This window comes from Tunturibacter empetritectus, from assembly GCF_040358985.1.
In the GTDB taxonomy this organism is placed as follows: Bacteria; Acidobacteriota; Terriglobia; order Terriglobales; family Acidobacteriaceae; genus Edaphobacter; species Edaphobacter empetritectus.
Genome location: NZ_CP132932.1, coordinates 2,980,130 through 3,002,147, shown reverse-complemented (window position 1 = coordinate 3,002,147; position 22,018 = coordinate 2,980,130). Strand labels below are relative to the sequence as shown.

Annotated in this window: 22 protein-coding genes; 5 read left to right on the top strand and 17 right to left on the bottom strand. The window is 59.2% G+C overall.

The features are described 5' to 3' along the window. Nucleotides 1-8 precede the first annotated feature (8 nt). The 12 genes from rpsC to rpsL form a co-directional block, all read right to left on the bottom strand. Nucleotides 9-683, bottom strand: coding sequence for a 30S ribosomal protein S3 (gene rpsC, locus RBB75_RS12345; protein ID WP_158943402.1), 675 nt, complete (start codon nt 681-683; stop codon nt 9-11). 79 nt (nt 684-762) lie between these two features. Further along, nucleotides 763-1,287: a 50S ribosomal protein L22 gene (rplV, locus tag RBB75_RS12340; RefSeq protein ID WP_353068257.1), complete on the bottom strand. Its 525-nt coding sequence runs from the start codon at nt 1,285-1,287 to the stop codon at nt 763-765. A gap of 90 nt (nt 1,288-1,377) precedes the next feature. After that, nucleotides 1,378-1,665 carry a 30S ribosomal protein S19 gene (gene rpsS, locus RBB75_RS12335; protein ID WP_158943398.1) on the bottom strand — a complete coding sequence of 96 codons (288 nt, stop codon included), beginning with the start codon at nt 1,663-1,665 and terminating at the stop codon, nt 1,378-1,380. Between the two features lie 129 nt (nt 1,666-1,794). After that, on the bottom strand, nt 1,795-2,619 hold the full coding sequence (gene rplB / locus RBB75_RS12330; protein ID WP_353068256.1) for a 50S ribosomal protein L2: 825 nt from the start codon (nt 2,617-2,619) through the stop codon (nt 1,795-1,797). Nucleotides 2,620-2,700: 81 nt separating this feature from the next. After that, nucleotides 2,701-2,994, bottom strand: a complete 294-nt coding sequence (locus tag RBB75_RS12325) for a 50S ribosomal protein L23 (RefSeq protein ID WP_179636950.1) — start codon at nt 2,992-2,994, stop codon at nt 2,701-2,703. Then, nucleotides 2,994-3,689: a 50S ribosomal protein L4 gene (rplD, locus tag RBB75_RS12320; RefSeq protein WP_179636948.1), complete on the bottom strand. Its 696-nt coding sequence runs from the start codon at nt 3,687-3,689 to the stop codon at nt 2,994-2,996. The genes RBB75_RS12325 and rplD overlap by 1 nt, the downstream gene beginning before the upstream one ends. Nucleotides 3,690-3,776: 87 nt before the next feature. Continuing rightward, complete coding sequence (rplC, locus tag RBB75_RS12315) at nt 3,777-4,517, bottom strand: 50S ribosomal protein L3 (protein ID WP_179636946.1); 741 nt, start codon at nt 4,515-4,517, stop codon at nt 3,777-3,779. A gap of 97 nt (nt 4,518-4,614) precedes the next feature. Beyond that, the gene (gene rpsJ / locus RBB75_RS12310) at nt 4,615-4,932 is read right to left on the bottom strand and encodes a 30S ribosomal protein S10 (RefSeq protein ID WP_013581294.1); all 318 of its coding nucleotides are present in this window, start codon (nt 4,930-4,932) and stop codon (nt 4,615-4,617) included. A 119-nt stretch (nt 4,933-5,051) separates the two neighbouring features. After that, nucleotides 5,052-6,239, bottom strand: a complete 1,188-nt coding sequence (gene tuf, locus RBB75_RS12305) for an elongation factor Tu (protein WP_179636944.1) — start codon at nt 6,237-6,239, stop codon at nt 5,052-5,054. A 64-nt stretch (nt 6,240-6,303) separates the two neighbouring features. After that, on the bottom strand, nt 6,304-8,403 hold the full coding sequence (fusA, locus tag RBB75_RS12300) for an elongation factor G (protein ID WP_353068255.1): 2,100 nt from the start codon (nt 8,401-8,403) through the stop codon (nt 6,304-6,306). Between the two features lie 83 nt (nt 8,404-8,486). Beyond that, entirely contained in the window at nt 8,487-8,957 is a 471-nt protein-coding gene (gene rpsG, locus RBB75_RS12295) for a 30S ribosomal protein S7 (protein WP_158943903.1), read from the bottom strand. Nucleotides 8,958-9,074: 117 nt separating this feature from the next. Then, on the bottom strand, nt 9,075-9,461 hold the full coding sequence (gene rpsL, locus RBB75_RS12290) for a 30S ribosomal protein S12 (protein ID WP_123489299.1): 387 nt from the start codon (nt 9,459-9,461) through the stop codon (nt 9,075-9,077). Between the two features lie 2,215 nt (nt 9,462-11,676). On the opposite strand from rpsL, the gene RBB75_RS12285 reads away from it, so the two are divergent. Further along, complete coding sequence (locus RBB75_RS12285; RefSeq protein WP_353068254.1) at nt 11,677-12,156, top strand: alpha/beta hydrolase family protein; 480 nt, start codon at nt 11,677-11,679, stop codon at nt 12,154-12,156. 218 nt (nt 12,157-12,374) lie between these two features. Further along, the gene (locus tag RBB75_RS12280; RefSeq protein WP_179636938.1) at nt 12,375-14,855 is read left to right on the top strand and encodes a hypothetical protein; all 2,481 of its coding nucleotides are present in this window, start codon (nt 12,375-12,377) and stop codon (nt 14,853-14,855) included. Between the two features lie 206 nt (nt 14,856-15,061). Here the strand turns inward: RBB75_RS12280 and nusB are convergent, their stop codons facing one another. Together nusB and ribH are read right to left on the bottom strand one after the other, a co-directional pair. Then, nucleotides 15,062-15,484, bottom strand: a complete 423-nt coding sequence (nusB, locus tag RBB75_RS12275) for a transcription antitermination factor NusB (protein WP_179636936.1) — start codon at nt 15,482-15,484, stop codon at nt 15,062-15,064. Further along, nucleotides 15,484-16,365 carry a 6,7-dimethyl-8-ribityllumazine synthase gene (ribH, locus tag RBB75_RS12270; RefSeq protein WP_179636935.1) on the bottom strand — a complete coding sequence of 294 codons (882 nt, stop codon included), beginning with the start codon at nt 16,363-16,365 and terminating at the stop codon, nt 15,484-15,486. The genes nusB and ribH overlap by 1 nt, the downstream gene beginning before the upstream one ends. A gap of 90 nt (nt 16,366-16,455) precedes the next feature. Here ribH and RBB75_RS12265 point away from each other — a divergent pair, with 90 nt between their 5' ends. From RBB75_RS12265 to mctP, 3 genes are all read left to right on the top strand, one after another. Beyond that, nucleotides 16,456-17,238, top strand: a complete 783-nt coding sequence (locus tag RBB75_RS12265) for an enoyl-CoA hydratase/isomerase family protein (protein WP_353068253.1) — start codon at nt 16,456-16,458, stop codon at nt 17,236-17,238. A 74-nt stretch (nt 17,239-17,312) separates the two neighbouring features. Beyond that, entirely contained in the window at nt 17,313-17,918 is a 606-nt protein-coding gene (locus tag RBB75_RS12260) for a hypothetical protein (RefSeq protein WP_353068252.1), read from the top strand. A 75-nt stretch (nt 17,919-17,993) separates the two neighbouring features. Continuing rightward, nucleotides 17,994-19,505 carry a monocarboxylate uptake permease MctP gene (mctP, locus tag RBB75_RS12255; RefSeq protein WP_179636931.1) on the top strand — a complete coding sequence of 504 codons (1,512 nt, stop codon included), beginning with the start codon at nt 17,994-17,996 and terminating at the stop codon, nt 19,503-19,505. A 181-nt stretch (nt 19,506-19,686) separates the two neighbouring features. On the opposite strand, the gene guaA is transcribed toward mctP, so the two are convergent. The 3 genes from guaA to RBB75_RS12240 all read right to left on the bottom strand — a co-directional run bounded on the left by guaA (nt 19,687) and on the right by RBB75_RS12240 (nt 21,776). Further along, nucleotides 19,687-21,267 carry a glutamine-hydrolyzing GMP synthase gene (gene guaA, locus RBB75_RS12250; protein WP_179636930.1) on the bottom strand — a complete coding sequence of 527 codons (1,581 nt, stop codon included), beginning with the start codon at nt 21,265-21,267 and terminating at the stop codon, nt 19,687-19,689. Nucleotides 21,268-21,305: 38 nt separating this feature from the next. Beyond that, nucleotides 21,306-21,500, bottom strand: coding sequence for a hypothetical protein (locus tag RBB75_RS12245; protein ID WP_179636928.1), 195 nt, complete (start codon nt 21,498-21,500; stop codon nt 21,306-21,308). A 105-nt stretch (nt 21,501-21,605) separates the two neighbouring features. Continuing rightward, on the bottom strand, nt 21,606-21,776 hold the full coding sequence (locus RBB75_RS12240) for a hypothetical protein (RefSeq protein WP_179636926.1): 171 nt from the start codon (nt 21,774-21,776) through the stop codon (nt 21,606-21,608). Nucleotides 21,777-22,018: the final 242 nt, after the last annotated feature.

Sequence of the window (22,018 nt, the reverse complement as noted above, 5' to 3'; positions counted from 1 at the left end):
GGGAAAACTTAGCTTGCGAATGCGCCAGTCGTAACGCCCTGGTCGCGACGCTTCTTCTGCTCGTAGATATCGCCGCGATAGACCCAGGTCTTGACGCCGATGATGCCGTAGGTGGTGTGCGCCTCGGCGAAACCGTAGTCGATATCGGCGCGCAGTGTGTGCAGCGGCAGACGGCCTTGGAGATACCACTCGGAGCGGGCGATCTCGTTTCCGTTCAGACGGCCGGAGACGCGGACCTTGATACCCTTGCAACCGAAGCGGAGCGCCGAGTCAACCGACTTGCGCATCGCGCGGCGGAAGCTGACGCGCTTCTCGAGCTGCAACGCGATGTTCTCGGCAACCAGCTGAGCATCGAGCTCGGGCTTGTTGACCTCGAGAATGTCAATAAACACTTCACGCGACGTCCGCTTCTGAATGTCGGCCTTGAGCTTGTCGATCTCGGCGCCTTTGCGGCCGATGATGATGCCGGGACGTGCAGTGCGGATGATCAGGCGCAGCTTGTTGCCTGGGCGCTCAACCTCGACCGAGCTGACACCGGCAGCCTTCAGCTTCTCGCGCAGCTCAGCCTTCAGCTTGACGTCTTCGACCAGCAGCTTGTCATAGCCGCGTTCCACGAACCAGCGTGACTTCCACGGCTTGTTGATGCCGAGGCGCAATCCATACGGATGGACTTTCTGTCCCATAGCTTCCCTTTACTCCGTGCCCTCTCCGGTTGAGCCGGTGGGCGGTAGTGCAAAACTTTAAGTTTACAAGAAAACCCGCTTACTTCGCGGCCTTTTTCACTGCGGGTTTCTTGGCGGCTGCCTTCTTGGCTGCGGGCTTCTTCGCCGCAGTCTTGGTGGCTGCCTTCTTCTTGCTCTTCTTCGCGGCTGGAGCCGGAGTCGCATCAGCAGCTGCGCTGATCGCAGTGGCCGACTTCTTCTCCGCAACCGTAACGATGATGTGTGCGAGTCTGCGCTGATAGCGGAACGCGCGGCCCATTGGGGCAGGGCGGATGCGCTTCATGCGCGGACCTTCGTTCGCGATCGCGGTGCGAACGTAGAGGTTATCGACATCCACGTCGAGCCCCTGCTCCTGCGAGACGTAGGTTGCGTTCTGGATCGCCGAACGCAGAACCTTCTCAACCACGGGTGCCATGCGCTTCGTGCTGAAGTGAACGGTATTGAGCGCCTGCTCGACGCGTAGTCCCTTGATCAGATCCAGGACAAGCTTCGCCTTCTGCGGGCTGGTGCGCTGAAACTTCGCTTCTGCGCGGAACTCTCTGATTTTTTCTGCTGCCTTAGCCATAATCTTCGTCCTTCAAACTTCTGCTTCGCTGCCCGTTATCCGTTCCCGCGGGCTCGCGGTCTTACCTAACTGCAAACGCCTCAGCCCGATTTATTTAGGCTTCGCGGAGGTCTCAGCGGCGCGCGCGGAGTGGCCCTTAAAGGTGCGGGTGGCCGAAAACTCTCCGAGCTTGTGGCCCACCATGTTCTCTGTCACGTAAACCGGAATGAACTTGCGGCCGTTGTGTACAGCGATGGTGTGACCTACGAAGTCCGGGTGAATCGTGGACCGGCGCGACCAGGTGCGCAGTACCTTTTTGTCGTTGACCTGGTTCATCCCCACAATCTTCTTCATAAGGTGATCGTCGATGAAAGGACCTTTTTTGGCTGAACGTGACATTTTACTAAGCTCCGACTTTCTTGTTGCGATGCTGGATACGACGAATCTCTTGCTTGCGAGACTTGGTGTTGCCCTTTGCTGCGGAACCAAAAACCTAAAACAAAAACTATTTGCTGAGAGGCTTTTTCTTTACTTCGTACGACGCTTCACGATGAATACATCGGTCCGCTTGTTGTTGCGGGTCTTGTATCCACGAGTAGGCTGGCCCCAGGGAGTTACTGGGTGACGGCCGCCTGAAGTCTTACCTTCACCACCACCGTGCGGGTGATCGACGGGGTTCATCGAGACACCACGGTTCGAGGGGCGAATCCCCTTCCAGCGATTGCGTCCAGCCTTACCGATCGTGACGTTCTCGTGATCAGTATTGCCAACCTGTCCGATGGTCGCCATGCACTCGACAAGAACCTTGCGGGTCTCGCCCGAAGGCAGCTTGAGCAGAGCGTAGTCGCCTTCTTTGGCGATTAGGTTGACCTGGGCTCCAGCGGAACGGGCCATCTGTGCACCCTTGCCCGGACGAAGCTCGATGTTATGCACAATCGTTCCAGTCGGGATGAACTTCAACGGCAGAGCGTTGCCGACGAGGATATCGGCCTCCGGGCCGCTCATGATCGACTGACCAACCGTGAGGCCGATCGGCTGGATGATGTAGCGCTTCTCGCCGTCCGCGTAGTGGATCAACGCGATGCGGGAGCTACGGTTCGGGTCATACTCAACCGTCGCAACCGTGCCGGGGATCCCGAACTTGTCGCGCTTGAAGTCGATAAGGCGCAGCTTCTGCTTATGACCACCACCGTGGTGACGCATCGTGAGACCGCCGTTGTTATTGCGGCCACCGGTGCGCGGCTTGACTCCGAGCAACGGCTTGTGCGGCTTGTCCGTCGTAATGTCATCGTTGACAAGCTTCGTCGCGAAGCGGAGTGATGGGGTAATCGGTCGAAATGATTTGATCGGCATCGTCTTTATTCCCTTGCCCGCGCTGCTAATCGCTTAGCGGCGCATCGGTCCTGAATTCTGTTACTAGCGAAACAATTTCGCTTAGAGGCTATTGAGGTACTCCGGCATCTTTTCGCCATCCTTCAGGCGAACATAAGCCTTCTTCCAGTCGGGGCGGTAGCCGGCGAACTTACCCCGGCGGCGCTCCTTACCCTCAACGGTCGCGGTGCGCACGCCGTTAACTTTGACCTTGAAGAGTGTTTCAACAGCTTGCTTAACTTCGGTCTTGGTAGCCTTCAGGGCGACTTCAAACACCAGGGTGTTCTGCGTCTCCTTGACGGTCATGCCCTTCTCGGTGATGAGGGGGCGGCGAATGACGGTATAGAGAGTTGGCATTACGCAACCTCCTTCTGCGCGACCTTGCTGCGCTCCGCAGTTGACTTACTGCGTTTCGATACAAACTTCTTGAGAGTCTCCTGAAGAGCCTCGATGGCATCCTTCGAGAAGACGGCGTGCTCATAACGGAGCAGGTCGTAGGGATGAACCTCAGAGCTGAGAACCAGTTCAACACCGGCCAGATTGCGCGAGCCGAGGTAGAGTTTCTCATCGAGCTTGCGGCTGCTCTCAACCAGAAGAGTCGTCTTGCCCGCTTCGAGCTTGTCGAGCGCAGTGCGGAAGAGCTTGGTCTTCGCCTCAGCAACCTCAAACGAGTCGACGATGGTGAACTTGCCATCGTTGATCTTCGCGGAGATCGCGGAGCGGAGTGCGCCCATCAGCTTCTTCTGCGGGAAGGCATATTCATAACTACGCGGCTTCGGTCCATGAACCGTACCACCACCACGCCAGAGCGGAGTGCGAATCGAACCAACACGCGCGCGGCCCGTTCCCTTCTGTTTCCAAAGCTTCTTGCCTGCACCGGAGACCTGATTGCGGTTCTTGGTAGCAGCTGTTCCCTGCCGAAGAGCCGCACGGTAGTGCTTCACCGACTCCCAAAGGAGGCCGTCGTTGATCTCTGCCCCGAAGACCTCGTCGACGAGTTCGAACTCTCCGACCTTGGCTCCAGCGAGATTTACTACGTTGATGTTTGCCATCGTTCTTCTCTCTCTTTGCTCGCCATCGATGCGGCGAACCATAACTTTGTTTGCGGCTTCATGTTGCAAGCCTTTTTAATCGACTACTTATTTCTTCTTGGACGGTGCAGCCTTCTTGGAAGCCTTCAAGGCGTCCTTCGTTGCGGCGCCGGCAAAACCACGACGCTCACGCGGCGGAGCCTTTGCCTTTGAGATCAGCACGAAGCCATCACGCGGGCCGGGTACAGCGCCCTCAACCAGCAGAAGGTTATCTTCAAGATCGATACCGCGAATACGCAGGTTGCGAACCGTGATCTGAGCGTGACCCATATGACCCGGCATACGCTGACCAGGAAATACGCGCGAGGGGAACGACGAAGCACCGATCGAACCCTGCACCTGGAACATGTGGCCGTGCGACTTGGGACCGCCGCCGAAGCCGTGGCGGCGAATGACGCCAGCAAAACCGCGACCCTTGGAGGTGCCGATGACGTCGACGAAACGTTCGTCGTTGAAGATGTCGACCAGGATGCGATCGCCAGCCTTAGCCGTGACCTTCTCTTCGCCTTCAACAGTCTTCACTGCTTCGAGCTCGACTTCCTTGATCATCCTGACCGGAGGAACGTTCGACTTTGCGAAGTGGCCAGTCATCGCCTTGTTGATCTTCGAAGCCTTCACGAAGTCAACATAGCCAATCTGAGCGGCTTCGTATCCGTCCTTTACGAGCGTCTTCAACTGAGTGATCACGCACGGACCAGCCTTCAGGACGGTCACAGGGTGAATATCACCGCGCTCGTCGAAGATCTGCGTCATGCCGACTTTTTTCCCGAGAATTCCTACTACTGACATTGGAGCTTCCTTTCCTCATCATGCTGATGCTTCAGCTCAGCACTGCCGGGTTGATGCATCTAAACCGAAAACAAAGAAACTTTTACCGAAAGCCTCTTTACTTCTGAACCGTCTTGATCTCTACATCCACGCCCGCAGGCAGATCGAGCTTCATCAGCGCATCCACAGTCTGCTGGGTCGGCTCGAGGATGTCGATCAACCGCTTGTGCGTGCGAATCTCAAAGGCCTCGCGCGACTTCTTGTCGACGTGGGGCGAGCGAAGAACGCAGTACTTGTTCTTCATCGTCGGCAGCGGAATGGGACCCGCAACCTGGGCTCCGGTACGCTTGGCCGTCTCGACGATCTCGCCGGTCGACGTATCCAGTACGCGGTAGTCATATGCCTTCAAACGAATTCTGATTCTTTGTCCAGCCATGGTGTGTCTCTTTCACGCTTCAAAGATCGTTTGGAGTCGCTGCCGGTGATGAACTTCTGCACCTGCCGACAGCCCTCGTTATTCTTGAACAACTAAAACTAACTGATGAAGCATTTTCTTTACTTGATGATCTCGCTGATGGTGCCGGCTCCGACGGTGCGTCCGCCTTCGCGGATAGCGAAGCGCAGACCCTTCTCCATCGCGACTGGCGTGTGCAGCGTGATCTCCAGCTGGATGTTGTCGCCGGGCATGCACATCTCAGTTCCCGCAGGCAGCTTCGCCGAACCCGTCACGTCCGTGGTGCGGAAGTAAAACTGGGGACGGTAGCCGTTGAAGAACGGAGTGTGACGTCCGCCCTCTTCCTTCGATAACACGTAGACCTCGCCCTTGAAGTCGGTGTGGGGCTTGATCGAACCAGGCTTGGCCAACACCATCCCGCGCTCCACATCTTCCTTCGCGATACCGCGCAGCAGAAGACCAGCGTTATCGCCAGCCAGACCCTCGTCCAGCTGCTTCTTGAACATCTCGACGCCGGTGCAGACCGTCTGACGGGTCTCGCGGAAGCCAACGATCTCGCAGGCCTCGCCAACCTTCACCTTGCCGCGCTCGATACGGCCCGTCACCACAGTGCCGCGACCCGAGATCGAGAAGATATCTTCGATCGGCATCAGGAACGGCTGGTCGACCGCGCGCTCAGGCTGCGGAATGTACTTGTCCACCGCCGCCATCAGCTCGTCGATCTTGGCCTCCCACTGGGCTTCGCCATTCAGCGCGCCCAACGCAGAGCCACGGATGATCGGAGTGTCGTCGCCAGGGTAGTCGTACTTCGACAACAGCTCGCGAACCTCCATCTCCACCAGTTCGATCAGCTCTTCGTCCTCAACCGCATCGCACTTGTTCAAAAACACCACGATGAAGGGAACGCCAACCTGGCGCGCCAGGAGCACGTGCTCCTTGGTCTGGGGCATCGGGCCGTCGGTGGCCGCGACCACCAGGATCGCGCCGTCCATCTGCGCCGCTCCGGTGATCATATTCTTGATGTAGTCCGCGTGACCCGGACAGTCGACGTGCGCATAGTGCCGGTTCGGGGTCTCGTACTCCACGTGCGAGGTGGCAATCGTAATACCGCGCTCGCGCTCCTCAGGAGCGTTGTCAATCGTATCGAACGAACGAAACTTGTTGTTTGGGTTGTGCTTCGACAACACCTTCGTAATCGCCGCCGTCAGCGTCGTCTTGCCATGATCGATGTGCCCGATCGTCCCGATGTTTACGTGCGGCTTTGACCGGTCAAACTTTTCCTTGCCCATGACTCTCTCCGTGTTTCTGTGTTTCGTTGACTTCTAAATTCCTGCGTGGACCAAAGTCCCGCGATTACTTTGCGTTTGCTTCTTTGCCCTGCACCTTGGCAATGATCTCTTCCGAGACCGAGCGAGGCGCCTCTTCGTACTGCTTGAACTGCATAGAGTAGTTCGCGCGACCCTGCGTGGACGACCGCATATGAGTGGCGTATCCAAACATCGTGCTCAGAGGAACAGTGGCCCGGATAGCCTGCGTGGTGCCAACCATCTCCATCCCCTCGATACGGCCGCGACGGCTGTTCAGGTCGCCGATGATCGTACCCATGTACTCCTCGGGGACAGTCACTTCGACCGACATCACCGGCTCCAACAGAACTGGCTTTGCCTTACGGGCAGCTTCCTTGAAGGCCATCGAACCGGCGATCTTGAATGCCATCTCGTTCGAGTCAACATCGTGATAGCTACCGTCGTAGAGCGAAACCTTCACGTCGACCATCTCGTAGCCGGCCAGAATGCCACGCTGCATCGCATCCTGAATCCCCTGATCGATCGGTTTGACGTACTCCTTCGGAATAGCGCCACCCTTCGTATCGTTGGTGAACTCATAGCCCTTGCCCGGCTCGTTGGGCGAGATACGGATCTTGCAATGACCGTAGTTACCCGAGCCGCCAGTCTGACGGATGTACTTGCCCTCAGCATCCGAGTTCGCGCGAATGGTCTCACGGTAGTTCACCTGCGGCTTACCGACATTGGCTTCGACCTTGTACTCGCGCATCATGCGATCGACGATGATCTCAAGGTGCAGCTCGCCCATTCCGGCGATGATGGTCTGGCCCGAATCGATGTCGGTGCGGACGCGGAACGTGGGGTCTTCCTGCGCCAGCTTGGCCAGCGCCATACCCATCTTTTCCTGGTCGGCCTTCGTCTTCGGCTCCACGGCAACTTCGATCACCGGCGCAGGGAAGTCGATCGACTCAAGCACAACAGGGTGCTTGTCCGTGGTGATCGTGTCACCAGTGACAAGATTCTTCAAACCAACCGCAGCGCAGATATCGCCCGCGAGGATCTCAGTAATCTCTTCGCGCTTGTTAGCGTGCATCTTCAGCAGACGGCCAATGCGCTCCGTCTTTCCGGTACGTGGATTCAGCACCGAGTCACCGGTCTTCAACTGACCTGAGTAGACACGAATGAAGATCAGTTGACCAACAAACGGGTCCGTCATGATCTTGAAACCAAGCGCCGAGAACGGCTCGTTGTCATCAGCCTTGCGGATGACTTCTTCTTCCATGTTGTCGGGGTTGTGTCCGATCATGGGAGGAATATCGAGCGGGCTGGGCAGGTAGTCGACCACTGCATCAAGCAGCGTCTGAACGCCCTTATTCTTGAATGACGAACCGCAGAGCACCGGGAAGATGTTCATCGCGATGGTCGCCTTACGAATGCCAGCCTTGAGCTGCGCTTCGGTCGGCTCCTGGCCCTCAAGGTAGAGGTGCATGATCTCGTCATCAGAGTCAGAGACAGCTTCGATCAGGGACGCACGCGCAGCCTTGGCCTTGTCGAGCAGGTCGGCTGGAATATCTTCCACCGAGTACTCAGCGCCCATGGTCTCGTCGTGCCAGTAGATCGCCTTCATCGTAACCAGATCGACCACACCAAGAAACTTCGCCTCTGCTCCAATCTGGATGTTGATCGGAACCGCGCGCGCACCCAGACGATCAACGATCGTCGAGGTCGCGTAAACAGCGTCCGCACCGGCTTTGTCCATCTTGTTGATGAAGCAGATCCGGGGAACCTTGTACTTATCAGCCTGGCGCCAGACAGTCTCAGACTGAGGCTGCACACCGGCAACCGCATCGAAACAAGCAACCGCGCCATCCAGCACGCGGAGCGAACGCTCCACCTCAGCCGTAAAGTCCACATGGCCAGGCGTGTCGATGATGTTGATGCGGATGTTCTTCCAGGTGCAGGTCGTCGCAGCAGACGTAATCGTGATGCCGCGCTCCTGCTCCTGCTCCATCCAGTCCATGGTCGCAGTTCCCTCGTGCACTTCGCCGATACGGTGCGTGATGCCCGTATAGAAGAGAATGCGCTCGGTCGTCGTCGTCTTGCCGGCGTCGATGTGCGCCATGATTCCGATGTTCCGGCAACGATTCAGAGGTGTAGTGCGTGCCACGGTCTATCTCTCATCTGCGAGCGTCTGCTCGCGGTATAAAAAGCGTTAAAACAAAAAACAAACATCCTACTGGAAAGCTTTCTTTACCAGCGGTAGTGCGCGAAGGCCTTATTCGCCTCGGCCATACGATGGACGTCTTCCTTCTTCTTCATCGCGGCGCCACGGCCATTGGCGGCATCGAGCAGCTCAGCGGTGAGCTTCTCAACCATGCCCTTCTCGCCACGTGCGCGGCCATAAGTCACAAGCCAGCGAATAGCGAGCGAGGTGCGGCGCTCCGGCAGAACTTCGATCGGCACCTGGTAGTTCGCACCACCAACTCGGCGGCTCTTCACTTCGAGAAGCGGCTTGCAGTTCTCGATCGCCTTCTTGAACAGCTTGAGGGCTTCGTCGCCACCCTTCTGCTCAAGGTTGGTCATGGCGGTGTAGAAGATCCCCTGCGCGGTCGACTTCTTGCCGCCCCACATCATGGAGTTGACAAACTTCGTGACCAGGGTGGAGTTATAGACCGGGTCTGCAGCAACTTCACGCTTAGCGATGTAACCTTTTCTCGGCATTGCTCTCTTCTCGTCTTCCTTCAGGGCCGTAGAACTCTCAAGCCCTGAACCTGATTTATTCAGCCAGCCAAATCCATCCAGCCAGCCGGGTTGATCTAAAAAACTTCAAACGGCAAACTACTTGGCCGCAGCAGCCTTGGGACGCTTCGCGCCGTACTTCGAGCGGCTCTGCTTCCGGTTGGCAACGCCGACCGAGTCGAGCGTTCCGCGAACGACGTGATACCGAACACCCGGCAGATCCTTCACACGGCCGCCGCGGATCAGCACAATCGAGTGCTCCTGCAGGTTGTGGCCGATGCCCGGGATATAGGTCGTAACTTCAATCCCGTTGGTGAGGCGAACACGCGCAACCTTGCGGAGAGCCGAGTTCGGCTTCTTGGGGGTCTGAGTGTAAACGCGGGTGCAGACGCCACGGCGCTGAGGCGAACCCTGAAGCGCGGGGCTGGCGGTCTTATAACGAGTGGGCGTGCGGCCCTGCTTGACGAGCTGATGGAACGTAGGCACTAGAACTCCTTGTTAACGCGCGCGAACTTACAACCAAACCTGTATGAAACGCGCAGGTAGGATTCAAGCTTCGCCTCTTGCGGTACAGGCTCCGTACACGCAAAAAAGTGAGAACGCTGAAGCGTCTCTGACGAAGATCTTCCCTGCTGCGTCTGTAAACCGATACAACAAACCAGACGTAAACAGTCGACGGTGGTCGAGCGTCTTTCCTCATTCAAGGATGAGCCGACTCCGTTTCGCTGTCCCGGCCCGCATAGCCCATCCAGGGTGGAGGGTGTCGCAGGCACGATTACGATAGGCCGCAGACGAACGACATTCTGATTCTATGAATCTAGCGAAACACAGATCGGGAATGTCCTGCGGTGAATCTCTTGTATCCAGTATAGCGCAATCGTTATCCACCAGTCCTTCGACTGGAAGCGAAACATAAGATTACGTGGGTTTTTCTCCACCCATCCGTGCGTCGAGCTTCCCCTACGACACGGTCCGGATACTCGCGGAACCCTCTTACAATATCAATATGACGGCGAAAGGTCAAATTTTTCGCCGATTTTCTTGACAAAAAGTCGCCGATTGCACAAGCCGGGATGCAGTCTCCGTCGCTGACCAAAGACCGCTCCTCCATGCTAGGCTTTTCGAATGGCTTTGGCAGATCTCCGCAAGTGTTCCTCCTCCTTTCATCTCATCGCCTTCACCGCGGTCCTTCTCCTTGGACCCATCTCCGCAGCACAAGCTGAGGCCGACGCATCCACCGCGAAAGACCCGCGTATTGGCTCGCTCATCGAGACACTCGGTCAAACAAAAATTCCCACTGAAGCGGCCATCTCCCCCGACGGAACTACCGTCGCCTGGTCCGTCCGATCTCACGGTAGTACGCAAATTCACCTGTCCGACGCAGTGAATCCAGACCCCGCCAAAGAAAAGATCGTGAGCACCGGATCGGGAGCAACCGACTGCAGCAGCTCCGATCCAAAGTGGTCACCCGACGGAGAGTCCTTGGCCTTCGTATCCGACTGCACCACCAAGACAGACCAGGCGGGACAGGATCAGGTCTTCCTCTGGTCGAAGAGCACCGGCGAATCAAAGCAGCTCACCCACCTCACCGGCAACATCGACTCCCTTGCCTGGTCGCACGACGGCAAATCGATAGGCTTTCTCTTTGTAGAAAACGCCACACGCAGTGCAGGTGCTCTCGCCGCTATGAAACCCTGGTCCGGCGTCATCGACGAAGACGGAGTTGAGATTCAGCGCGTCGGCGTCGTGCAGGTTGCCGATGGAGCTTTCACTCAGATAACGCCCGCCAATCTGCATGTCTACGAGTTCAACTGGTCGCCTGATTCGAAGAGCCTCGCCTTCATCGCCGCAACTCCCCCTGGCGAGAACAACTGGTGGGTCGCCCAGCTCTACACCCAGGACCTCGCCGCCGCCCAGCCCAAGTCGATCCTCGACACCACAAAGATCTCCGGCCCCCTCCACGGCCTGCAGATTGCCGTCCCCCGCTGGTCGCCCAACGGCAAGCAGATCGCCTTCATCGGCGGCATCATGAGCGACCAAGGATCCACCGGCGGCGATCTCTACCTGACCCCCTCTACAGGAGGCGAACCGAAGAATCTAACCCCGAGCCGCAACGCGTCGGTCGCCTACTTCGGCTGGGCCGGGCCCGAACTCATCGCCATCGCCGAACACGTAGGCGGCAACAGCCACCTCACCGCACTCGATCTCGCCACCGGGAAAGACATCCCGCAGGCCAGCGTCACCTTCCCCGAATCCATCGGAGCCGGCGGCCTGGTCATGAGCATCTCCCTCTCCCGTGACCACACGATCGCGCTGATTCGTAGCTCCTTCGAGCGCGCCCCTGAGGTATGGGCCGGCCCACTCCACGACCTGAAGCAGATCACCCATCTCAACGACGGCCTCAAGCCCACTTGGGGCAAGACCGAGAACATCGAATGGACCAACGGCGGCTTTAAAGTTCAGGGGTGGCTGCTCTACCCAGCGAACTACGATCCTCAAAAGAATTATCCGCTGCTTGTGGACGTTCACGGCGGACCCTCCGCTGTGGTCACCCCACGCTGGCCCGGCGTCGGCTACGGCGGCGTTCCGTTTTCCGCACTCGGATACTTCGTCTTCATGCCGAACCCGCGAGGCAGCTACGGGCACCCAGGCCAACATCAAGGACTTCGGCTACGGCGACCTCCACGACATCCTCACCGGCATGGACCTACTCGAAAAGCGCCTTCCCATCGACAGGAATCGCGAAGGCCTCACCGGCTGGAGCTACGGCGGCTTCATGACCATGTTCGGCGTCACCCAGACCACGCGCTTCAAGGCAGCGGTCGCCGGCGCAGGCATCAGTGACTGGAAGAGCTACTACGGCGAAAACTCCATCGACCAGTGGATGGTGCCCTTCTTCGGAAAAACCGTCTACGACGATGCCGACATCTACGCCAAAAGCTCGGCCATCGAATACATCAAGAAAGTAAAGACTCCAACCCTCGTCGTTGTCGGCGACCGCGACGGCGAATGCCCCGCCCCCCAGAGCTTCGAGTTCTGGCATGCCCTCCGTGCCGAAGGCGTAAAGACGCAGTTGGTGATATACCCGAACGAGGGACACGCCTTTCACGACCCCGCGCATCGCAGGGACGTTCTCGAGCGGGCTCTTGACTGGTTCGAGACGGAGATGCCCGCAAAGTAGAAGTCTTCAGGGTCTCTCTTCCGTCCGCAATCTCTCGCGAAAGGCAGCAATCTTGCCACGATGCGAAACGTTGGTTGGATCGTCCAACCAACGTTCGAACAGTATTTATGCCCGGAAGATTTGCTTCCGGTCTGTGCAGCTTTTACACTAAGGGTTCAGCTATTCAGCGGTTGCGGTGTGACCGTTCAGCTTGAGTTCTGGTTGGACGGGGAGGTTCAATGCGTCGGTTTCTCACGTTAGTCTTTCTTTTGCTTTTCACGATTCCTTTTGGTGTCTCGATCTCGGGTTGCTCCAAAAAAACAGCCGCGGTCTTCTGCAACGGCGGTGACACCGGCCCTGTCGTCGGTCAGATAGCGACCATTAACCTCCAACCCAAGATCTTCGGCATATCGTTGAACTTTGCGCAGATCGGTCAGGTCAGCTCACCGTCCGCCATCGATTGCAAGGGCACCACTGTAACGGTGTCCGGCTACACCTACGCCACCTTCCTCCCCAATGGACAGCCGGATATGACCATCGCCGACGTGCAGCCAACCACCGGCCGGCTCTGCGCAGGCACCTGGAACAGGAACACCGGCGGCGGCATCGCCGACTTCACCACCTGCAACCCCACCAACAAATCCGGAACAGTCTACGTCGTAGTCAACGGCAACGGAGTCAGCAGCAATCCGCTCCCGATCTTCATCCATCCCGTGGTCACCAACGTGACCCTTGGAGCGCTCTCAACCGACTGCGCCAATGATCCGGCCACCAACTGCAGCCCCGCCGCGTTCGATACACAGACTTCGACCTGCACGCAAACCACCAACGGCAACGGCTGCTGTGCCGTCCCCGTCACTCCAACCGCCAACGCAGTCGCGGCAACCGGTTGCGTCTCCCAGTCCGTCACCAGCCAACTGGCGGCCAGAGTGCTAGCCGGAAATGGTGCCAACATCAGCTGCCAGGTCGGCCATCTCTCCTACGCCCCGCAGACCGCATCCGTCGTCACCATCGACGAGAACGGCGTCGCCACCGCGCAGCAGCCCGGATCCACCGTCATCACCGCAAACATCTCAAACGCAGGAAGCTCCGCTGGCTTCTTCTCCACCTGCCCTCCGACCTCGATCGCTCTCACCGCTCCCATCGGAACAGGCAACGCCACCAGCGTGACCGTAAATCCCAACAATGTGCAACCGATCAACGCGGTGGCAACGGATCAGTACGGAACCATCCTCACTGGCCTCACCCTTAACTTCGAATCCACCACCCCTACAACCATTCCCGCTGCGTCAGCCGCCTCGGTGACCCCCATCTTTCCGGGCGCAGCCGCCATCACCGCAGTCTGCCAGCCCCCCACCTGCAATCCGTCCCCGTTCAACCAGATTGGCCTCTTCGGCAACGGAAAAGCAGTCACCTCGAATCCAGTCCTCGTCACAGCCCCTGGCGTCAACAGCACCAACCTCTATATCGCGAGCACCAACTCGTTCTATCTCGTACCCGTCGACTTCACGCAGCCTCAACTCGGAAACCCGGTGCGCCTGCCCTATCAGCCCAACTCCATGGTCATCAGCAACGACGGCAGCTCCATCTACATGGGAAGCTCCTTCGAACTCATGACCTTCAGCGCGACCACAAACAGCTTAGCCGCTCAGGACATCACCGTACCCGGCAATGTGATCGCACTCTCGCCGGACGGTACCACCCTGGTCATCACCGACCCCATCCGCCAGTTCGTCTACCTCTACAACACCAGCGGCAAAAGCACCGGAACCACCGGAACCACCACCAGCAGCGCCGGCATTCAGACTCAGTACGGCGGCGTCGCCACCCATGCCGTCTTCTCGCCCGACAACTCCACCGTCTACATCACCCTCGGCGACTATAACTCCTCCACCGGCGTCACAACCCCCAACAACACCCTGCTAGTTCACTCCACCTTCACCGGCTGGTACCAGACCACCTCCTCTCAAGCCACCACCGACGTTGCAATCGGGGTCCCAAGCGTCGGAGCCTTCTTCGGCGGCAACCCAACCACAGCCCGCTCCTACTGCCCGGTGACAACGATCGTCGGAGGCGCCGCCACAACCTCCTCGACCACCACCAACCTCTTCTATCCTGACGCCGGCGTCCTCGGTCCGCAGACCGACCGCATCGCCACCACCAACGATGGCCTCCATGTTCTCGGCGCAACCGTTACGCCCGCGCCGACCCTGACGGACCTCGCGATCGGAGTTCCACCCGGCGGTACCGTTCCGAGCCTGCCTATTGGTGCCTGCCCCGGTCAAACACCCATAACGACACCGCAGAAGTTCACCACCTCCACCGCCTTCACCGGCGCGCTCCCCGGCGTCACCGCCTCGGCCATCACCGGCGTCTTTCCCACCTCTGACTCTAAGATCGCCTTCGTCACCTACCAGGGCAGCGGAGCCGTTGTACCCACCTACATCCCCCAGACCACCGGCGCCGGAACCCTGAGCAGCATCCCCCTGTCGACCGCGCTCGGAACTCCCATCGCGCCGATCGTCGGCGTGGTCAGCGCAGACAACCAGACCTTCTACGCTGGCACCACAGGAGACAACGCCGTCCACCTCATCACCAAACAGGCCGACGGCACCTACAAGGACACGACAACCCCACTCGCACCGAAGTTGCCGGATGTGAATGGAAACATCGTCGCTCCAAACCTGCTGGTGCAGAAGCCGCGTAAGGCGACCTCCTAGAAACTGGTCCTGCCGGACGAGCGCCCTGCGCGGGCGGCGGTCACTTCGTGACGCGTATACCGGTCTAGGCAGCACATAACACTAACGGTCCTCCCGTTGGTCGGCACGAAATCCATCTTGCGACCAACGGGAGCACCAAGCGAAGCGGTATACAAGTCACGAAGTGACCGCCGCCCGCGCAGGGCGCCCGTCCGGCAGGACAGCTTCTACGCTAGCCGCCTCTTCAACAAATCCCGCGCAATCGCATCCAGCACGCCATTCAGAAAGTGAATCGACTCCGGCGCCGCGTACCGCCGTCCAATCTCCAGCGTCTCGTTGATGATGATCGCAGCAGGCGTATTAGGAAATCCCAGCATCTCCGCCACCGAAGCCCGCAGCAGATTTCGATCCACCACCGGCATCCGCTCCAGCCGCCAGTTCTGCGCATGCTCTTCAATCAGCTTGTCGATCTCCTCATCCCGAGTCGTCGCAATGCGGTAAAGATCCTCCGCAAACCCACGCGTCTCGGCATCCACATCTTCCACCGATGCCCAGAAGAGCTTCTGCACCTGCTCGGGCGACTGCTTGCCCAGATCACCCTGAAACAACATCTGCATCGTAAGTTCGCGCGACTTGCGGCGTGTCCCCATTATTTTTTCCCCTGGCCGTTCTGCGCCGCGAGCTTGCGCTGGATCGACACCATCTCAATCGCCGCGCTGGCCGCCTCAAAGCCCTTATTTCCCGCCTTCAACCCCGCGCGGTCCAGCGCCTGCTCCAGCGTCTCGCAGGTCAGCACCCCGAACGCATGCGGAACCCCAGTCTCCTGCTGCGACTGGCCAATCCCCCGCGCCACCTCGTTGTAAATCGCTTCATAGTGCGCCGTCTCCCCACGCAGCAAACACCCCAGCGTGATAATCGCATCGAACCTCTTCGACTCCGCCAGTGTGCGCGCAGCCGACGGCACCTCCCACGCCCCAGGAACCCGAAAAATCTCAATGTCCGCTCGCGCCGCGCCGCTGCGATGAAGCGCATCCAGCGACCCCTGCAGCAGCCTGTCGGTAATCACCGTATTCCAGCGCGTCGTCACCACCGCGAAGCGCATATCCACCGCGCTCAGGTCGCCCTCCACAGCCTCAGGCTGGCCATGCAGCGGATTCTCCGACTGCCAGAACCCAAGCCGCAGCTCAGTCGTAATTTGAACCGTGAACAGTCTGCTGTTCCAGTGCGTCAGCTCCGCAGCAGAGAGAATCTCCGGAACCTCCTCCGTGCGATAGCTTGCGAGCAGCCACTTTTCTACGAGCGAACGGATGTGGTCCAGCTGCGTAACCTCGATCAACACCGTCGGCACCGCGGGCTCTCTACCCGTAACAAACTCAAGGTTGCCGATCGGCGCAAGAAAGGCAGCGCCGCGACCCTGCGCATCCTGCCATCCGTTGCCCTGTTCGAAACCAAGAGCGGAAAACAGGCTCGAGACACGGTCAAACTCAGCCCCCGATGCAATCGCGCTGACGTGCGTAATTCCCTTAATCATAGATTCGATTGTATCGTCTGGAGTGCGGGCACCACATCGCCCACGAGATCGCCCACGAGATCGCCCACGAGATAGCCAGAGGAGAGGTCTGTGAACTACGAGACGTTGCTGTACGAGGTAAAGGATCAGGTAGCGCGCGTCACGCTCAACCGCCCCCAGGTGCTCAACGCCCTGAACACCCAGGTCTTCAACGAACTAGAAGCCGTATTCTCAACACTCGCCGCAGACCCCGCCGTCCGGGTCATCCTCCTCACCGGCGCAGGCGAAAAGGCCTTCGCCGCCGGCGCAGATATCAAAGAGCTCGCCGCCACAGACGCCGCAGCAGGAGAGGCTAAAGCCCGCCGCGGCCAGAGCGTCTTTCGCCTCATTGAGACCTGCGGCAAGCCCGTCATCGCCTGCATCAACGGCTTCGCCCTCGGCGGCGGCTGCGAACTGGCCATGGCCTGCACCATGCGCCTCGCCAGCGAGAATGCGCGCCTCGGGCAGCCCGAGGTCAAACTCGGCCTCATCCCCGGCTACGGCGGAACCCAGCGGCTCCCACGCCTCGTCGGCCAGCCCATGGCCCTCAAACTCCTGCTTACCGGCGAGATGATCAGCGCCGCCGAAGCCCTGCGAATCGGTCTGGTAGAGGAAGTCCTGCCCGCAGAAAAACTCATGGAGCGCGCCGAAGCTCTCGCCAAAACCATCGTCACCATGGCCCCCCTGGCCGTCGCCGCATGCCTCGAGGCAGTCCGCGACGGCAGCGAGATCGGCCTCGAAGAAGCCATCGACATGGAAGCAAAGATCTTCGGAAGGCTCTGCGGAACCGCCGACAAAGAAGAAGGCACCAAGGCCTTCCTGGAAAAACGCCCCGCCGTGTGGACAGGACGATAACCACTCGTCTTCATCAAAAATTGCCAGGAACTTTGACCTTTTGATCGTCGCCATCGCTTGATATGCTGGTGTTCGTGCCCTCGCTATCCCGACATTCGCTGTCCAGACACTCGCCGCCCGAAAGCTATTCGCTGCTACGAGACGCGCTCCTTCCCGCCGCTCTTCTGCTTTCGCTCGCCCTCTCCGGCTGTTCCCGGCCCGCGATCCCAGCCATTCCCAACGTCGCCGAGCAGAACGCCCTCGCCGCCGAACACCAGCAGGAGAACAACCTCGCTCGCCAGCAGATGGAGCTGATCCCGCCCCCATCGAAGACCCGCTACATGGCCGTCAAGAGCCTCACTCTCTGGGAGAATCCCTACCTCACCGTGCAGGGCGAGATGGCAACCCTTCACGTAGTCGTCGCCGACAGCAACACCAGCGGCCTCGGCGTTGGCGGAATGCTGCGGCCCATCGGCGCCCGCCGCCGCGACCTGAACGTGCGCGTCATCGACCTGCCTACCGCGCTCAACGCCATCCCCGAAAACTCCTGGCCCTATGGTCGCGTCGTCGCCGTCGAAGAGGCCCACTCAGTCCCTGTAGCCGCACGCCCCGAGGTTCGCCGCAACGTGGAAGCCGTCATCAAAACCCTCAACGACCTAGGCGTAGTCGTCTACGAGTGGAGCGACAACGGACGAAGCTAACCCAGCAATCATCCCTCTTCCTGCACCGTTGCGCTAACCTGTGAGTACCGCAAATCTCAAGAGCTGGGTGAACGATTGCAACTCCATACGACGGCACTGATAGTCTTCTGTTTTTTCTTCCTGCTCGTAACGCTCGCCGGATTCTGGGCCGCGCGATGGCGAAGGCCGAAGGCAGGAATGGGCTCCCTCGAAGAGTGGGGCCTCGCCGGCCGCAGCTTCGGCACCTGGATCACCTGGTTCCTCATCGGCGGCGACCTCTACACCGCCTACACCGTCATCGCCGTGCCGGCCGCACTCTACGGAGCAGGCGCCATGGGATTCTTCGCAGTCCCCTACGCCGTCATCGCCTACCCTTACATGATGCTCGTCCTGCCGCGCCTCTGGACAGTATGCCACCGCCACGGTTACATAACCTTCGCCGACTTCGTCAACGGCCGCTACGGCAACCGCTGGCTCACCATCGCCATCGCACTCACCGGCGTCCTCGCCCTTATGCCCTACATTGCACTGCAACTGGTCGGCATCCGCGTCGTCATCGGAGCCATGGGCATCCACGGCGAGTGGCCCCTCGCAGCCGCCTTCGTCATCCTCGCCGCCTACACCTACTCCAGCGGCCTCCGCGCCCCAGCCGTCATCGCCATCGTCAAGGACGTCATGCTCTACATCATGGTCCTCGCCGCGCTGATCTACATCCCCCACAAACTTGGCGGCTACGCACGAGTCTTCGAGATCGCCAACCAGCTCCTCGCCCATCACACGCCATCCGCCACGATTAATTTGAAACAAGGCCAGTTCCTCGGCTACTCCACCCTCGCCATCGGCTCCGCCATAGCGCTCATGCTCTACCCCCACACCGCCACCGCGGTCCTCAGCGCGCAGAGCGCCAACGTAATCCGCCGCAACGCCGCCATGCTGCCTGCCTACAGCTTCCTCCTGGGACTCATCGCCCTCCTCGGCTATCTCGCACTAGCCGCCGGAGTCGTCACCAAAGATCCCAATCAAGCCGTACCGCTGCTCTTCCTCAAGATGTTTCCCGAGTGGTTCGCTGGCTTCTGCCTCGCCGCAGTTGCTATCGGAGCACTCGTCCCCGCAGCGATCATGTCCATCGCCGCCTCCAACCTCTTCACCCGCAATCTCTACGGCGCACTGATCCGACGAAAGATGCTCCCCGAAGAAGAGTCCCGCATGGCCAAGATCGTCTCGCTCGTCGTAAAGTTCGGCGCACTCATCTTCGTCCTCAAGCTCCCCGCACCCTACGCGATCGAGATGCAGTTGCTAGGCGGAATCTGGATGGGACAGCTCTTCCCCTCGGTCGTTCTCGGAGTCTTCACGCGCTGGTTCAATCCCTGGGCACTGCTCATCGGCTGGGCGGCAGGCATGTTCAGCGGCACAGCCATGGCGGTGGCGCTAGGGCTGAAGAGTTCGGTCTACCCGCTTCATCTCTTCGGCAGCACCTACCCCATGTACGCAGCCGTACCCGCACTGCTGCTGAACCTCGCCGTCTCCACAGCATTGACGATCTTATTCCGCGCAATGAAGTTGAACGCAGGAACCGACGTCACCGACGCCGCAGCCTACATAGGCTAGCTCTGTCCCGGACGGGCCTCCTGCGCGGAGAGCGGTCACTTCGTGACGCGTGTACGATCTTGGCGAACCAGACAGCATCGCCCTCTCGTTGGTCGGCACGAACTCCAGCTTGCGACCATCGGGAGCACCAACCGAAGGGGTATACAAGTCACGAAGTGACCGCCGCCCGCGCAGGGCGTACCTACTCCCACTCAATCGTCCCAGGTGGCTTCGAAGTAATGTCATACACTACCCGATTAATCCCCCGCACCTCACTCACAATCCTGCTCGAGATCGTCCGCAACACCTCATAAGGCAGCGGAGCCCAATCCGCCGTCATCCCATCCTCGCTCTCCACCGCCCGCACCGCACACGTATTCGCATACGTCCGCTGATCCCCCATCACACCCACACTCTTGACCGGCAGCAACACCGCAAAGCTCTGCCAAACCTTCCGATACAGCCCAGCCTTCTTGATCTCATCCACCACAATCTGATCGGCCTCCTGCAGCATCGCCACGCGCTCCGCCGTCACCTCGCCCAGAATCCTCACCGCCAGCCCAGGCCCAGGAAAAGGCTGCCGCTCAATGATCTCTTCCGGCATCCCCAGATCCCGCCCTATCCGTCGCACCTCATCCTTGAATAAATCCCGCAGCGGCTCAATCAACTTCAGCTTCATATCCGCCGGCAGCCCACCCACATTGTGGTGGCTCTTGATCGTATGGCTTGGCCCATGCACACTGCTCGACTCAATCACATCTGGATACAGCGTCCCCTGCACCAGCCACGCGACCTCATGCCCCGCGCTCTTCTCCGTTTCAGCACCCGCGGCAGAGGACTCCCAGATCTTCTTAGCCTCATCATCAAACACAGCAATAAACTCGTTCCCAATCACCTTTCGCTTCCGCTCCGGATCGGTCACACCCGCAAGCTTCTCCAGAAACCTCTGCGAAGAGTCCACCGCGACAACATTCAGCCCCAGCTGCTCGCGCATCGTCGTCTGCACCTTCAGAAACTCGTCCTTCCGCAGCACGCCGTTATTCACAAAGATACAAGTCAGCCGATCCCCAATCGCACGCGCCACCAGCACCGCAGCCACACTCGAGTCCACGCCTCCACTCAGCCCGCAGATAGCATGCCCCGTTCCCACCTGCGCCCGCACCCTCTCCACCGTCGACTGAATAAAATGCTCCGGCGTCCAATTCTGCTCCGCCCCGCAGATATCCAGGCAGAAGTTCTTCAGCAGCTCCATCCCCTGCCGCGTATGCGCCACCTCTGGATGAAACTGCACCGCCCAGATCCTTCTCGCCTCATCCGCAATCCCCGCCACCGCATTCGAGGTCTTCGCCGTCAGTTGAAATCCCACCGGCAGCGTCTCCGCCTCATCCCCATGCGACATCCACACATCTAGCGACCCGGGGAGCCCTTTGAATAAAGGAGTCTCCGCCACCACTGTCACCTCAGCATGCCCATACTCCCGCGCCGCCGCTCCTACCACCTTGCCACCCAGATGATGAACAATAAACTGTAGCCCATAGCAGATCCCCAGCACCGGCACGCCCATCGCCAGCACACCCTCATCTGCATTCGGCGCATCCGCGTCATACACAGAGCACGGCCCACCCGAAAGAATCGCACCCTTCGGGTTCAGCGCCTTCACCTGTTCCAGCGGGGCCGTACAAGGCAACACAACAGAAAATACATTGAACTCACGAATACGCCGCGCAATCAGCTGCGTATACTGCGACCCAAAATCCAGAATGACGATCGTTGAGGTATCCACTTACCCAGTGTAAATGCGGCGGCGGCGACGCCGTCTTCTCAGTAGAGCCCCGGCCTGCGGCGATACTCTGAGTTCCTCAACCTCGCACTCTCCATCCCGCTCACCACGCCAATCGCCACCATGATGATCGCGATAGCAACAATGTAGGACTCAGGAATGTGACTCAGATACGCCATGTAGGAGACACCGGCGATCAGCAACAGATAAGCGGCAGCATAAAGGGCAGAGGACATGATCTCTCTCCAAAGGGGGAATGAGGGGGCCCATGCACAGATAGGATGCCGGATTTTCCGCCCGTAGAGGAAAAACTTTAGTACCCGAAACGCCCGCAAATCCCGCTAGCTCGGGTCTCTACGTCGAGTCGTCTGCACACCGGTCACGATCCCAACTCCCAGCATGATCACCGCAATCGCAACAATGTAATGCTGCGGAATATGCATCAGGTGTGCCAGATAAACTACACCCGCGATCAGAATCAGATAGCCAATCGCATAGATCCCAAACGACATAGTCAATCTCCCTCGCTAAGCAGATTCCCGTATGATGCAGAATCGCCGTCCCGGCGAGAGAAAGTCTTCTTAGAGACTGTCCTGCCGGACGAGCGCCCTGCGCGGGCAGCGGTCACTTCGTGACGTGTGTACCTTTTCTTGCACCTACGATCTCTTGTGGTCCTCCCGTTGGTCGGCTCGGAATTTAGCCTGCGACCATCGGGAGCACCAAGCGAAGCGGTATACAAGTCACGAAGTGACCG

Coding starts and splice junctions, on each gene's coding strand:
- rpsC (WP_158943402.1), bottom strand. CDS start 683: ATGGGACAGAAAGTCCATCCGTATGGATTGCGCCTCGGCATCAACAAG.
- rplV (WP_353068257.1), bottom strand. CDS start 1,287: ATGGCTAAGGCAGCAGAAAAAATCAGAGAGTTCCGCGCAGAAGCGAAG.
- rpsS (WP_158943398.1), bottom strand. CDS start 1,665: ATGTCACGTTCAGCCAAAAAAGGTCCTTTCATCGACGATCACCTTATG.
- rplB (WP_353068256.1), bottom strand. CDS start 2,619: ATGCCGATCAAATCATTTCGACCGATTACCCCATCACTCCGCTTCGCG.
- RBB75_RS12325 (WP_179636950.1), bottom strand. CDS start 2,994: ATGCCAACTCTCTATACCGTCATTCGCCGCCCCCTCATCACCGAGAAG.
- rplD (WP_179636948.1), bottom strand. CDS start 3,689: ATGGCAAACATCAACGTAGTAAATCTCGCTGGAGCCAAGGTCGGAGAG.
- rplC (WP_179636946.1), bottom strand. CDS start 4,517: ATGTCAGTAGTAGGAATTCTCGGGAAAAAAGTCGGCATGACGCAGATC.
- rpsJ (WP_013581294.1), bottom strand. CDS start 4,932: ATGGCTGGACAAAGAATCAGAATTCGTTTGAAGGCATATGACTACCGC.
- tuf (WP_179636944.1), bottom strand. CDS start 6,239: ATGGGCAAGGAAAAGTTTGACCGGTCAAAGCCGCACGTAAACATCGGG.
- rpsG (WP_158943903.1), bottom strand. CDS start 8,957: ATGCCGAGAAAAGGTTACATCGCTAAGCGTGAAGTTGCTGCAGACCCG.
- RBB75_RS12285 (WP_353068254.1), top strand. CDS start 11,677: ATGGACCTACTCGAAAAGCGCCTTCCCATCGACAGGAATCGCGAAGGC.
- RBB75_RS12280 (WP_179636938.1), top strand. CDS start 12,375: ATGCGTCGGTTTCTCACGTTAGTCTTTCTTTTGCTTTTCACGATTCCT.
- nusB (WP_179636936.1), bottom strand. CDS start 15,484: ATGGGGACACGCCGCAAGTCGCGCGAACTTACGATGCAGATGTTGTTT.
- ribH (WP_179636935.1), bottom strand. CDS start 16,365: ATGATTAAGGGAATTACGCACGTCAGCGCGATTGCATCGGGGGCTGAG.
- RBB75_RS12245 (WP_179636928.1), bottom strand. CDS start 21,500: ATGTCCTCTGCCCTTTATGCTGCCGCTTATCTGTTGCTGATCGCCGGT.
- RBB75_RS12240 (WP_179636926.1), bottom strand. CDS start 21,776: ATGTCGTTTGGGATCTATGCGATTGGCTATCTGATTCTGATCGCGGGT.